Annotated in this window: 12 protein-coding genes; 3 read left to right on the top strand and 9 right to left on the bottom strand. The window is 64.4% G+C overall.

Translation table 11 applies throughout. The annotated features are described in order from the left end of the window. Positions 1-127: 127 nt before the first annotated feature. From GCN75_RS14845 to GCN75_RS14820, 6 genes are all read right to left on the bottom strand, one after another. Positions 128-667 (bottom strand): GNAT family N-acetyltransferase, encoded by a 540-nt coding sequence (locus GCN75_RS14845; RefSeq protein WP_152283187.1) that lies wholly within the window; start codon positions 665-667, stop codon positions 128-130. Positions 668-876: 209 nt separating this feature from the next. Then, entirely contained in the window at positions 877-2,751 is a 1,875-nt protein-coding gene (gene sppA, locus GCN75_RS14840; RefSeq protein WP_152283186.1) for a signal peptide peptidase SppA, read from the bottom strand. Positions 2,752-2,826: 75 nt separating this feature from the next. Continuing rightward, on the bottom strand, positions 2,827-4,305 hold the full coding sequence (locus GCN75_RS14835; protein ID WP_152283185.1) for a sodium:solute symporter: 1,479 nt from the start codon (positions 4,303-4,305) through the stop codon (positions 2,827-2,829). Between the two features lie 69 nt (positions 4,306-4,374). After that, complete coding sequence (locus GCN75_RS14830) at positions 4,375-5,592, bottom strand: YeeE/YedE family protein (RefSeq protein WP_152283184.1); 1,218 nt, start codon at positions 5,590-5,592, stop codon at positions 4,375-4,377. Positions 5,593-5,725: 133 nt separating this feature from the next. Then, positions 5,726-6,937, bottom strand: a complete 1,212-nt coding sequence (locus GCN75_RS14825) for an MFS transporter (RefSeq protein WP_152283183.1) — start codon at positions 6,935-6,937, stop codon at positions 5,726-5,728. 249 nt (positions 6,938-7,186) lie between these two features. Next, positions 7,187-9,193, bottom strand: coding sequence for an esterase/lipase family protein (locus GCN75_RS14820; protein WP_152283182.1), 2,007 nt, complete (start codon positions 9,191-9,193; stop codon positions 7,187-7,189). Between the two features lie 238 nt (positions 9,194-9,431). Between GCN75_RS14820 and GCN75_RS14815 the strand changes: the two genes are divergently transcribed. After that, positions 9,432-9,668 carry a DUF3820 family protein gene (locus GCN75_RS14815; RefSeq protein WP_071076391.1) on the top strand — a complete coding sequence of 79 codons (237 nt, stop codon included), beginning with the start codon at positions 9,432-9,434 and terminating at the stop codon, positions 9,666-9,668. Between the two features lie 8 nt (positions 9,669-9,676). Here GCN75_RS14815 and GCN75_RS14810 read toward each other — a convergent pair whose 3' ends face one another. Then, positions 9,677-10,060, bottom strand: coding sequence for a glutaredoxin (locus GCN75_RS14810; protein ID WP_152283181.1), 384 nt, complete (start codon positions 10,058-10,060; stop codon positions 9,677-9,679). A 125-nt stretch (positions 10,061-10,185) separates the two neighbouring features. Here GCN75_RS14810 and GCN75_RS14805 point away from each other — a divergent pair, with 125 nt between their 5' ends. After that, the gene (locus GCN75_RS14805) at positions 10,186-10,740 is read left to right on the top strand and encodes a hypothetical protein (protein ID WP_152283180.1); all 555 of its coding nucleotides are present in this window, start codon (positions 10,186-10,188) and stop codon (positions 10,738-10,740) included. A gap of 137 nt (positions 10,741-10,877) precedes the next feature. Here the strand turns inward: GCN75_RS14805 and GCN75_RS14800 are convergent, their stop codons facing one another. Both GCN75_RS14800 and GCN75_RS14795 read right to left on the bottom strand, forming a co-directional pair. After that, positions 10,878-11,717, bottom strand: coding sequence for an APH(3') family aminoglycoside O-phosphotransferase (locus GCN75_RS14800; protein ID WP_226941400.1), 840 nt, complete (start codon positions 11,715-11,717; stop codon positions 10,878-10,880). Between the two features lie 16 nt (positions 11,718-11,733). Then, positions 11,734-12,222 carry an Lrp/AsnC family transcriptional regulator gene (locus GCN75_RS14795; protein WP_152283179.1) on the bottom strand — a complete coding sequence of 163 codons (489 nt, stop codon included), beginning with the start codon at positions 12,220-12,222 and terminating at the stop codon, positions 11,734-11,736. A gap of 77 nt (positions 12,223-12,299) precedes the next feature. On the opposite strand from GCN75_RS14795, the gene GCN75_RS14790 reads away from it, so the two are divergent. Beyond that, on the top strand, positions 12,300-13,190 hold the full coding sequence (locus GCN75_RS14790) for an EamA family transporter (RefSeq protein WP_152283178.1): 891 nt from the start codon (positions 12,300-12,302) through the stop codon (positions 13,188-13,190). Positions 13,191-13,193 lie beyond the last annotated feature (3 nt).

Below are 13,193 nucleotides of genomic sequence, written 5' to 3'. Positions count from 1 at the left end.
CCGCGGCACACGGCGGGCGGCTGGCATGTCGATACAAACTCGCTACAAAAATCCCGCTGGCGGCCTTGACACTGGCGCCGCGCGGGTACCCGGGCAGAAACGGATGGCAGCAATTCCTTACCCGGTTTTACACGGTCATGCCGAGGATGACGTCCTGGTAGTCGGTGCGGCCCACGCGGAAGGTGCGCCGGCCTACCTGCGCAAAGCCGCAGCGCGCATAGAACGCCAGCGCGTCGCGGTTTTCCGCGTACACGCCCAGCAGCACCCTTCCCGCCCCGCTGGCGCGCGCCTGGCTCAGCGCCGCCTGCATCAGGCGCTGGCCCACGCGCTGGCCCTGGAAGCGGTGCAGCAGGTAGATGCGCTTGATTTCCAGGTCGTCCGGCCGCGGGTCCGCCACCGGCAGGCCGGCGGGACTGAGCACCAGGTAGCCGACGGGCGCGCCGCCCGGCGTGGCCTCGGCCAGCCACAGCCGCATGGCCGGCAGCGCCAGCCAGTCGCGGTACAGCTGCGCATCGTGCTGGCGCTGGCAATGGGCGATGACGTCGGCGCCATCGAGAATGCCGGCAAACGCTTCCAGGAAGGTCGCTTGCCCCACCAGCGCCAGCGCCTGCTCGTCGCCCTTCACGCAGGGACGGATGGTGATCGCCGTGTCAGTTTCTCCGCTCATGTCGCTTGCCATGCCTTGCTCCTCATCGCTGTCCTGCATATGAAACAAGCCGGGCGAAGCCGGCTTGGGGGTGTCATCCATATTGCCGTGTAACGCCTGACAAAATCGTCGCGAGCGACGATGAGTTGTGACCGAGAAGCGGAACTGTGCTTGAGCACAGTGAGCATCGCAGGCCGCAAATCATCGAGCGCAGCAGATTTGGTCAGGTGTTACTTACCGCCCAGGGGCACCTCGCACAGGCAGTGCGTAAGGGCCATGAACGGCTTCTGTTCGCGCGTGATGCCCGACAACCAGCTCAGGTCGCGCGCCATGCCCAGCGCCACGTCGGCCGGCAAGCCCGTGCTGGCCAGGCCCAGCTTCACGTGCTCGCCCAGGCCCAGCGAGGCCATGGCCTTGGAGCCGAACATGCCGATCAGGCGGTCCACGTTCGACGTTTCCTGTTCCAGGTAGGTGACGCGGTAGTCGGCGCCCAGCTTGGCGCGCTTGGCGGCGGAAGCCAGCGCATCGCCGTAGCTGCCGATGCGGTCGACCAGGTTGCGGTCTTTCGCCTGCAAGCCCGTCCAGACGCGGCCCTGCGCCACTTCATTGATCTTTTCCGGCGTGGTCTTGCGCGCCTTGGCGGCCAGGCTCAGGAAGTCGCCATACACGTGGTTGATCGAACCCTGGATCACTTGCGCAAAACGGGGATCGAGCGGACGCAAGGGGTTGCCCGCGTCGGCCAGCCACGTGGTGGGCGAACCGGCCGTGTGGATGCCCAGCTTTTCCACCACCTTGTCGGCCGTCGGCAGAATCGCGAACACGCCGATGGAGCCGGTGATGGTGGCCGCGTCGGCGATCACTTCATCGGACGAGGTGCTGATCCAGTAGCCGCCGGAAGCGGCCACGTTGCCCATCGAGACGACCACCGGCTTGCCGGCAGCGCGCGTCAGTTCCAGTTCACGGCGGATCAGTTCCGAACCGAAGGCGCTGCCGCCCGGCGAGTCGATGCGCAGCACGACGGCCTTGATCGATTTGTCTTCGCGTGCCTGGCGGATCAGGCGCGAGGTGGACAGGCCGCCGATGGCGCCCGGTGGCGCGATGCCGTCGCCGATCTCGCCCGAAGCGATGACCACGCCGACGGCGTCGCCCACGTGCACGGGGCGCAGGCGCGCCAGGTAGTCCATGTAATTGACCTGGCGGAAGTTCGTGCCTTCCGTATTCCTGGCGCCGCGCGCCATCATGAACTGGCGCAGTTCATCGCGCGTCTTCAAGCCGTCGACCAGCTTGCCGTCCAGGGCCAGCTTGCCCAGGTCGCCGCCAGCCGCCGTCATCATGGCGGGCAGGTTGTCGATCGTCTGCATGATGGCGCCGGCCGGCAGCTTGCGCGATTTTTCCACGTCGGTGGTGTACGTCGTCCACAGGCCGCTGTTCAGGTAGCGGTCCGCTTCGGCCGCCGCTTCGGACGGGCCGTTGGCGATGAAAGGCTCGGCCGCGCTTTTGTACGTGCCCACTTTCAGCAGGTTCACCGTCACGCCCACCTTGTCGAGCGCATCGCGGTAGTAATTGCGGTAGCGGCCAAAGCCTTCCAGCATGACGCCGCCCATCGGGTGCACGAACACTTCGTCCGCCTTGGCCGCCACCAGGTACTGGCGCTGGTTGTAGCTGGAACCCCAGGCCGTCACCTTCTTGCCCGTGGCGCGGAAGCGCTCCACGCCAGCCGCCACTTCGCGCAGCGAAGCGAGGCCGCCGCCCTGCAGCTCGTCGAGCAGGATCACCATGGAGCCGATGTTCTTGTCCTTGGATGCTGTGTCGAGCACCGCCAGCACGTCGCGCAGCTGCACGCTTTTCTTGACTTCGCCGCTGACGTTGGCCAGCACGGCCTCGCGCACGCCGCCCGGGGTTTCCTCGACCAGCGGGCCTTGCAAGTCCAGCACCAGGGTGGTCTTGTCCGCCAGGGGCTTGGCGCCGCCGCCGAAGATGGCGATCAGGATGGCGATGACGATCAGCAGGAAAATCAGGTTGATGACCGCGCGGCGGGTGGCGTCCAGCGCGCGCCAGAATGCGCCGAAACCGCGGCGCAGCGGCGGAAAGGGGTTGAGTGACATTGATGCTCCGTGAGGTTATGTACCTAAAGGAAACCAATATAGCTGAAAATGGCCGCGATCGTCTTGGGATTCGTCTTATTTTGACAAGTATTGCGCGCCCCGGCCAGCCGGCCCCGGCGGCGTGGAAATGAGGAACAGGCCGCCCAGCACGAGGGCGCCGTTCAGGATCAGCAATTCCAGGCCGATGCGGTAGTGGTCGAACAGCCGCGCCTGCTCCTGCTCGATCAGCGCGCACAGCAGCGGTCCGGCCACGGCCACCAGAGGCACCCAGCGGTCGCGCACGCCCCGCTTGCTCAACAGACCGAAGGCAAACAGGCCCAGCAGCGGACCATAGGTATAGCTGGCCAGCTTCAGGATCACGCCTATCATGCTGGGATCATCGAGCCACTTGAAGGCCATGATGAGGATCAAAAACAGCGCTGCAAAGCCCAGGTGCACCTTGCGGCGCCAGCGCATCTGCACGGCCGGGCTCAAATCCGTCCGCCGCTGCAGGCCCAGGATGTCGATGCAGAAGGTGGACGTGAGCGCCGTGAGCGCCCCGTCCACGCTGGGAAACAGGGCGGAAATGAGGGCGATGAAGAAGATCAGCTGCACCACGGCGGGGAAATGCCCGAGCACCACGGCGGGAAACAGCTTGTCGCCCGTGGCCGTCACACCGGCCAGCGGCGCGTACAGGTGCAGCAAGCCGCCCAGGAAGAGGAACAGCAGCAGCACGCCCGTGAGCACCACGGTCAGGCTGAGCATATTCTTTTGCGAGTCGCGCAAGGTGCGCACGGAGATATTCTTTTGCATCATCTCCTGGTCCATGCCCGTCATGGCGATGGTGATGAACATGCCGGCAAGAATATGCTTCCACACATAGGCGGGGCTGTCCGGGTCGGTGGTAAAGATGCGCGTGAGGCCCTGTGCGCGCATGCGCTCGAGGCTGTCGACGAGCGACAGGTCCATCTCGCGCAGCAAGAACACGCTGCAGATGAAGAGGCCGGCCAGCATGCACGCCGTTTGCAGGGTATCGGTCCAGACGATGGTCTTGACGCCCCCTTCATACGTGTACAGCAGGATCAGCAGCAGCACGACGCACGCCGTCAGCCAGAACGGCACGCCGAAGCTGTCGAGTATCGTGGCCTGCAGGATATTGACCACCAGGTACAAGCGCGCCGTGGCGCCCAGCAGCCGCGAGACGATGAAGAACGCCGCCCCGCTCTGGTAGGAGCGCCGTCCCAGGCGCAATTCCAGGTAGCGGTAGATGGACGTGAGCTGCAGCCGGTAGTACAGCGGCAGCAGGATGAAGGTGATGGCCAGGTAGCCCAGCACATAGCCGATCATCAGCTGGATATAGCCGAAGCCGTTGCTCCCCACGGCGCCCGGCACGCTGATGAAGGTCACGCCCGTCAGGGTCGTGCCCACCATGCCGAAGGCCACCAGCATCCAGTTGCTGTCCTTGTTACCGATGAAAAAACTGTCGTTGGTGGCATGGCGCGACGTGCGCCACGCCACGCCCAGCAGGATCAGGAAATACGCGAGGACGACGGCAAACAGGATGGTGGGGGACATGGGTATTGCGCTGGCGGCAAAGGTGAACAGGGGCAGAAATATACAGCAAAGCCCCTGTTGACGCCGGCGTCAGCAGCCGCTAGGCTTGACTTTCTCCACTTCCAGGCCGAACCACGGACGCAAACGCGTGCCGAGGACGTTGCCAAGAAAGGCGCAGACCAGCCACAGCCAGCCGTGCAGGCTGCCCGAGACGATGCCGCTGAAATACGCGCCGATATTGCAGCCGTAGGCCAGGCGCGCGCCATAGCCGAGCAGCAAGCCGCCCACGATGGCGGCGATCAGCGAGCGCCGCGGGATGCGCCACACGGGCGCATAGCGGCCGGCCAGCGCCGCTGCCAGCATGGCGCCCAGCACGATGCCGATGTCCATCACGGAAGTCTTGTCTTGCGTCAGCGGCGCAGCCAGCGCGGCGGCGTTGGCCTTGGTGGACCAGTAGGCCCAGCTGGCCGTATCGATGCCGACCACGGACGCGGCCTTTGCGCCCCACAGGGCAAACGCGGACGTCACGCCCCATGGGCGGCCCGACAGCGCCAGCGTGGCAAAGTTCAGCACGACGAGGGCGATGGCGCCCGCCACCAGCGGCCACGGGCCGTGCAGCCAGGGCGACGCGTGCGCCGGGCGCAATGCCGGGGTGATGAGCTTGCCATGGCGGCGTTTTTCCACCCACACCGTGATGCCGGCGATCAATGCGAAGACGATCCAGTTCAGCGCCAGCGCGGGCGCCAGGCCCAGGGTCGTGACGAGGGAAATGGGCTTCAGTTGCGGCAAGGACGTCCAGAACGGCATGTGCGCCGTGCCGATCACGGAACCCACGATGAAGGCGGCCAGGGTGATGAGCATGCGCGTGCTGCCGCCGCCCACCGTGTACAAGGTGCCGGAAGCGCAGCCGCCGCCCAGCTGCATGCCGATGCCGAAGATGAAGGCGCCGAAGATCACGGAAGTGCCGGCCGGCGAGACGAGGCCCGCGACGGGCGTGCCGAACAGGGTGCCGGCCGACAGCGCGGGGAAAAACAGCGCCACGCCCACGGCCAGCATCAGCATTTGCGCGCGCAAGCCGTCGCCGCGGCCATCGGCAATGAAGACGCGCCAGGCGGACGTAAAACCGAAGGCCGCGTGATACAAGGTGATGCCCAGCAAGGCGCCCACCACGTACAGCGCGGCCTGGTTGATGCCGACCGTTTGCGCCAGGTACCATGCGCCCAGCACGATGAGCAACAGGGCAACGCCCAGCGGTTTCGGATTGATATCGGTGCGCAGGCGCAAGGGGGAAGTGGCGGTTTCGGACATGGGAAGTATGGGCTGGAGGAAGGTAAGTCCTATTCTAAACCCTGTGCTCATCCGTTCTGCTGTTTTCTGCCAGCAACTTATTTGCAGGCCAGGCCAGCCGGGACGCTGCGGCCCCGACCAATCTCAGGCCAGCTTAGTGGCCCACGGCATGGAGCGACTTTTCGCTACCCGTGCGCACGGGAATGGGATTGAGACGGTCCAGGCGGCCGCTCAGGGCCGTCAAGCCGAATGCGCCCAGCACGACCAGCGCGCCGATCCAGCCCGTGTGCACGAGGCCCAGGTGCTCCACGATCAAGCCGCCACCCCAGGCGCCGCCGGCGATGCCCAGATTAAAAGCGGCGATATTCAAGCCCGAAGCCACGTCCACGGCGCGGGGCGTGAAGTGTTCGGCTTGCTGTACGACATACACTTGCAGGCCAGCCACATTACCAAAGGCTACGGCGCCCCACAGCAGCACGGTCACGACGACGAGCACGGGATGCGGCGCCGTGAAGGTCAACAGCAGCAGCACGGCCGCCAGCAGAAGGAAGATCAGTTTCAGGGCGCTGACAGGACCTTTCTTGTCGGCCAGTTTGCCGCCCCAGATATTGCCGAAGGCCACGGAGACGCCATACACGAGCATCACCACGCCCACGGCGCCGGCACTGAAACCCGACACTTGTTGCAGGATCGGCGCCAGGTAGGTAAAGGCGATGAAGGAGCCGCCATAGCCGACGGCCGTCATGGCGTACACCAGCAGCAGCCGGGGCTGGCCCAGTACCTGCACTTGCTGCAGCAGGGAAGCCGGTTTGCTGTGCTGGATGGTCGAGGGCACGTACAGCAGGCTGCCGACAAAGGCGATCAAACCCAGCGCAGAGACGGCGAGGAAGGTTTCGCGCCAGCCGAAATGCTGGCCGATGAAGGTGCCCAGCGGCACGCCCGTCACCAGGGCCACGGTCAAGCCCGTAAACATGATGGCAATCGCGCTGGCCGCCTTCTCCTTCGGCACCAGCGAGGTGGCGATGGTCGAGCCGATGGAAAAGAACACGCCATGCGCCAGCCCCGTCAGGATGCGGGCGATGACGAGGGTTTCGTAGCCGGGCGACTTCCAGGCCAGCAAGTTACCCAGGGTGAACAGCACCATCAGGGATAGCAGCAGGGTCTTGCGGGGGATCTTGCCCGTCAGGGCAGTCAGGACAGGCGCGCCGACGGCGACGCCCAACGCATACAGGCTGACCAGCAGGCCGGCCGACGGCAGGTTGACGCCCAGGTCCGCGGCGATCGTGGGCAAGAGCCCCACGATGACAAACTCGGTGGTTCCGATGGCAAATGCGCTGAGGGTCAGCGCGAGCAAGGCAATGGGCATGAAAGACTCCGATATAAGTGGATGCAAGTGCGAGGCTTGCAGTATCGGGGCTTTCTTTATTTCGAAAAATACCTCATCAGGCAGAAGATACTTGCGCATGAATCAATAATCATATATTGCCACGCTGGTACACCAAGCGGCAATGCCGCTACAAGGCGCCGTCATGCAGCGGCATTGCCGGCTATTTCTGCAGCTTCCTGCCGCCCTCCCTTCCCGTCTTCCACGCATTACTGTCTTGTGTGCATTTTGTCACTTCTGCCATTTCTGCACATCCCGTATGTCCTTCAGTTTCTTCTCATTCTCCAATTGTTCTACTTTCTGTGACTTCTGCAGCATTTCCTGCTGTGGCAAGCCGGTGCCCAGCGGCATCTCTCCCTGCCACTCCAGGCCGGGCCCGTCCGGACGCACCTGGCCAGCGCTGATGGCAGATGGCGCGAACATCTTCGGCGCCCCGGTCGCTGTCGGCAGCACAGGCTGCGCCAGTGCGGCCCGTTTGTGCACCATCGTCGCCATTTCCAGCGGCATTTTCTCGGCCGCCACCTCCAGACTGGCAGCATCCCGCCGCAGCGATGTCACGGCAGACATTTCGTGTACCAGCTTGCGGGAAGCCTGCCGATAATCGTCCGAATCCAGCCATGCAGGAATGACGGGCGTGATCAATGCCAGCTGAACAGGATCTCCCGCATAGACCATGTCATGTGGCCTTCCGGCAATGTCATGCGCGATCAACGTATCAGCCCTCTCACGCAGCCACGAGTCCGCGCGGCCTTGTGCCAGCAGTTTTTTATGCAGTTCCTGCGCTGCCGGTTGGTAAAACGTGTCGATGCCGGCACTATGCGCCAAGGCCGTGGCAGCGATATTGGTCAGGTTGGCCGCGGCCAGCAAGTCCGCCGTCAGCAACCACTGCTCGGCGTTGGGCAGGCGCTCGATCCGCTCGCCGAGAGCCTTGCGCGCCACCATTGCCAGTTGCTCATTGAGACGCTGTGGATCATTCTGCAATGCGGCAAGATCGCCCGTCCTGGCCCCGTCGCGCAGGAAATTTGCCAGGTCGGCCGCGACCTTGACGGCATTGCGCTGATGGCCCTGGCGCAACTGGCCCAAATCAGGCACGAGCACTTGTACCTGCACCTTTTGATGGGAAGGCAAATCGCTCTGTAGCGTGAATGCGTAGGAGGCCTGATCGGCGTCAACGCGCAGAGCCACCGTCAGCCACTCGGTGCTCTCGCCCTTGATCTGCTGCGGCGTTGCACCTGGCGACACCAGCAGCGCCTTGCTGGATTTCTCCCCGATCCAGTACTTCATCCTGCCGCGTCCCGTATTCATCAGCCGGGCGTTTTCCTCAGGCGTGGTCAGGGTAAACGTATAGACGTTCTTGTTGCGCTGAAAGTCGGGCAATTCCAGCCGCGCCCCCATCTGCAGTGGCAACACATGCTCAATCAGTTGCCCGGACAGGAACATGTAGGAAGGATGCATGGCCCGGTCCGGCTTGACGAGTGAAATATGGTCGGCATTGTCGATGGCCACCGGGCGCCCGATGCACACGCGCGTGGCACTCCCCCATTGCACGATGCGCACGCCACTCACATTGGCTGTTTCATAGGCGCAACTGACGCGCGGCTTGGCAGCCAGGCTGGCCCAGTCGTCGCTGAGCTGCTTGAGCACGTCATTGCTGTCCACCGGCCGCAGGTTCGACAGCGCGGGATTGCGCGCCACCAGGTCCGCCAGCTGCGCCACCTGCGCGCCCTCCATGGGCGCACTGAACAAAACGATCAGCGGCACCTTTTCGGCCAGTTCGGGGGACTTGTCCAGATTATTGGCCAGGTAGCGCATGATGACGAGTCCACCCATGCTGTGGCCGACAAACACGATAGCCGGGTAGTCGAGTACGCCGGAAGGCTGCAGATAACTTTGCAGCTTGTTGGCCGCTTCGCGGATATCGAGCGAGCCGCCCGCCATGATGTTGGAGCTGAAGCCAAAGGCGTAGGTATCGACTTGCGGTCCCAGCCGCGCATCACTTTTCAGGAGGCGGAAGAAACTTTCGCCATTCCCGCTCGTCCACGTACCGCGCGTGCTGCCAAAGATGCCATGCACGAACACCAGCGCAATCTTGTGCCGGGGATCGGCGCGCTCCACCCAGCCGGGATCCTCGCTATTCGCGGGCGCCGGCCGGTGGCAAGCGGCCAGCAAGACCAGGCAAGCGACGATCAGTGCTCGCCACCACCGCCGGCGACGCAAGGCGACAGCCGTTCGCATCATTGCTCTCCCTTTCCATGGCCACGCTCACCGGGGCGTACCTGCCTGCCGGTAGCACCACGCGCTGCCAAAACAGTATGCGCCGCCAGCGCGCCCCGCGTGACGCGATTCGCCGATCATTTGATCTGGCCCAACACCATGGACCAATATCGTCAGTGACATGCAAAAAATCACGTGCCAGCCGCCAGGTACCTTCGTGCCCGTCTGCTACACTGCGGCGCAAGCATTTGGGAGTACCACCATGAATTCAGAAAAACTGGCGCTGCTGGTCACGCGCGAAATGCCATATGGGAAATATCAGGGACGGCTGCTGGCCGACTTGCCCGGCCACTACCTGGGCTGGTTCGCGCGCGAGGGCTTTCCCTCGGGCGAACTGGGCAGTCTGATTGCGCTGATGTATGAGCTCGACCACAACGATTTGCGCGGCTTGCTTGATCCCTTGCGCACGCGCAAGTCGCCGTGGCGGCCGGGCGAGTAAGGCAGCGCTTAAAACTCGCGCACTTTCTTCGCCAGCATGGCGCTGAACTGGCCATTTTCCACCAGCGTCTGCAGCTCGCTGGCGCCGCCGATGAGCACGCCGTTGACAAAAATCATGGGGAACGTGGGCCAGCCCGTCCACATCTTGAGCGCATTGCGGCGATGCCACTGGCTCAAGTAACTGCCGTATTGCAAGTACTGGTAAGGCGTGCCCAGCACGTCCAGGATCTTGCGCGCCTTGCGCGGAAACGGATTGAGCGCCATGCCGACCACCACCACCTGATGCGCGGCAATGGCCGTCTGCACTGCACGCACGATGTCCGCGTGCCTGCTGCCGATCAAGGGGCGGGCGGCGGGATGGATCTGGCTTTCGTCGAGGATGGCGCGGGTCATGAAAATCCTGTGGTGAGTGGCACGTGGCGTGCGGATCACGCATTGTGCCACGCGTCCAGGCCGGCGTGGGCTACACTGCGCTTCCCATCTCTTCACGTATGCAATGTATGCCAAAAATCACTCCCATGACTGAATGGAAACGCACGCGCCGCCTGACCGGCACGTTTCTGCTGGCCGCCTGCTGCGCCAGCGCCTTCGCCGCAGCCGCTGCTACTGCTGCCGTTACCGATACTGGGCTCGAAAGCGGCCTGCTCCAGGCGCTGCACCTGAAAAAGGGCACGACGCAAAGGGTGGGCACTTCCGGCACGGCCATCCAGGCTTACATGCGCGAAGGCTACATCGGCAAGCGCCCCGACCAGCGCGCCGACTACACCGATTACTACCTGCTCAAGAAGCCCGCCAGCTTCATGGGACATGAACTGGTACTCATCGAGGAAGAATACATCACGCAATACATAGGCTGCTGCGTCAGCCCCGGCGCCGGCGTCACCGTGAAGGTACATGGCAGCACGCAGAAGCTGCAGGCGTTTGCCCGCGCCCAGCGCTGCACCTTGACCGACCCCGTCGATATCCGGCGTGCACTGAACGACGTTGCCATCAAGACCCGGCTGCCCAAGGGCCATTACGCCTCATTGAGCTGCCGGGAACGCGACGCCGGGCGCGACGAATCCGACCAGTAATGGCCGCCCGGCACTCACGCCGCGGCAGTGCGCTTCCTGGCCTCACGTCATCGTTGCCGTCGAATACACCGACAGGATAGGCCCGATTCGTTCCGCCGATGATGCCAGAGGGCAAGCGGCTGCCTGCCGGCTCGTCCTCAAAACAGCTCGTCCAGCAGCAAGTAAAACTGCAGCTTGCCTTGATCGGCATCAACGATCCCATAGGCCCGCAACAACCTTTGCTGCAGCGAGGCGTCCAACTCACCGAGACTACGCCAGACGATGGCCAGGTCTTGGTAACGATCGGCAACACCGGCCCGGCCCACGTCGATGCAGCCCGCGATGGCGCCTTCGTGCATCAGGATATTGTCCAGCGAGAAGTCGCCATGCGTGACGACGAGGTCGGCGAGGTCGGCGAGGTCGGGCGCGAGGGGCAGGCAGCCGTGCAGCGCCGCCCACACCTGTTCCGCCGTCCAGCCCGTCCGTTCGGCATCGAAATCATCCGCATCGACCAGGCCGCCATCGATGCGCTGGCGCGCCTGGGCCAGCCGAAGCGCATGGCCGGCATCGAAGGGGCAGTCGCGCACCGGGACCGCGTGCAGGCGGCGCAGGAATGCCGCCAGCGCGTCGACCACGGCGGGTCCCAGCGCAGGGTTCGCTTCCAGCACTGCGGACGCCGTTGTGCCCGGCATGGCCGTCATCAGCAGCCATGCCTGCTCCGGGTCTGCCGCGCGGGCGAACTGGCGCACGGCCGGCACGGGCAGGTATGGCGCCAGCCAGCGCAGCCGCGCCATTTCATCGGCGATATCGGCGGCGGCCGCCTCCACGCCATGCTTCAGGTACAGGTCGGGCGCAGCGCCCTGGCCCTGCAGGCAGTAGACGGCAGCATCCGATGCGCCCCCGTCGGCGCGCACCCAGCCATGACCGGCCACGGCGGCAGCCATGCTGGCGGGCATGGCTGCCGTCACCGCGGCCAGTGTTTTTTTGGAGATGGTCATTTGCGTGGCCTTTGCGCTATACCAACGGTACGTGCAAGCCCATCTTGAGACAGGTCAATGCCACGGATGTGCGGTAGCGCCGGATATTGTCGTCGCCGCCGAACAGGCGCTCCGTCAGCGCCTCGTATTCGGCCATGCTGCTGGCCGTGATCACCAGCAGGTAATCGGCCTCGCCCGTGATGCCGTAGCACTGCTGTATGGCCGGTTCGGCCATGATGCGCGCGCGCATGCCGGCCGTGCGCAGCGGATGCTCGTCGTGCAAATGCACTTCCACCGTCAGTATCAGGGGGCGGCCCAGGCGGCTCGCGTCGAGCACGGCCACCTCGTTGCGGATCACGCCGCTTTCGCGCAGGCGGCGTATGCGCCGCTGCACGGCCGGCGCCGACAAGTGCACGGCCTGGGCGATTTCGCGCTGCGACGTCGTGTTATCGCGCTGCAAGATGTCCAGGATGGCCAGGTCGAAGGCATCGAGGGCGGGGTCAGGCGTGAGCGAAAGTTGCGTCATGATGGTCAAAATGGAGTGCAAATATCGGATCAGACACAATAAACTTTCACCATTCCGATATCAAGCCTTTTATCACCATGCCATTACGCCGCTATTCCTCGCTGATTCCCCTGCTGGCCATCCTCGGCTCCGTCACCTGCCTGGGACTGGGCACGTCGTGGGCCAAGCACAGCCTGTTTCCGCTGGTGGGCGCGCAAGGCACGACGGCCGTGCGGGTGGGATTTTCCGCGCTGCTGCTGTTGCTGTTCTGGCGCCCGTGGCGCTGGCAGCTGAGCCGCGCCGACCTGCGTACGGTGGCCCTGTACGGCGGGGCGCTGGGCTTGACGAACCTGTGCTTCTACATGGCCTTGCGCACGATACCGTTTGGCATCGCCGTGGCCATCGAATTTTCCGGCCCGCTGGCCGTGGCGCTGCTGGCCTCGCGCCGTCCGCTCGACTTCGTCTGGGTGGCGCTGGCCGTGGCGGGACTGGCGCTGCTCTTGCCGCTAGGCCACGACATCAGCAACCTGGACCCCACCGGCGTACTGTTCGCGCTGGCAGCCGCCGTCTGCTGGGCCACCTATATTATCTTCGGCAAGCGCGCCAGCCATTTGCATGCGGGACACTCCGTCTCGCTGGGCCTGGCCATGGCCGCGCTGGTGGTATTGCCCGTGGGCGTGGCGCACAGCGGCGCCGCCCTGCTCTCGCCCGTCGTGCTGGCCGTGGGCCTGGGTGTCGCGCTCATTTCCAGCGCGATACCGATCTCGCTGGAAATGGTGGCCCTGAAGCGGCTGACGCCGCAAGCATTCGGCATCATGAGCAGCATGGAACCGGCCGTGGCCGCCATGCTGGCGTTCATCCTGCTCGACGAACGCCTGGACACTGCGCAATGGCTGGCCATCGCCATGATCATGGCGGCATCGATGGGCAGTTCCTACATGGCGCAGCGCATGAAGAACACGGCGCCAGCCGCCGCCGTGCATACCTGAATC

Source organism: Janthinobacterium violaceinigrum (genome assembly GCF_009208555.1).
Classification (GTDB): domain Bacteria; phylum Pseudomonadota; class Gammaproteobacteria; order Burkholderiales; family Burkholderiaceae_D; genus Janthinobacterium; species Janthinobacterium violaceinigrum.
Note: the sequence above shows the minus strand (reverse complement) of the source record. Positions and strands in the feature narration are given on the sequence as shown.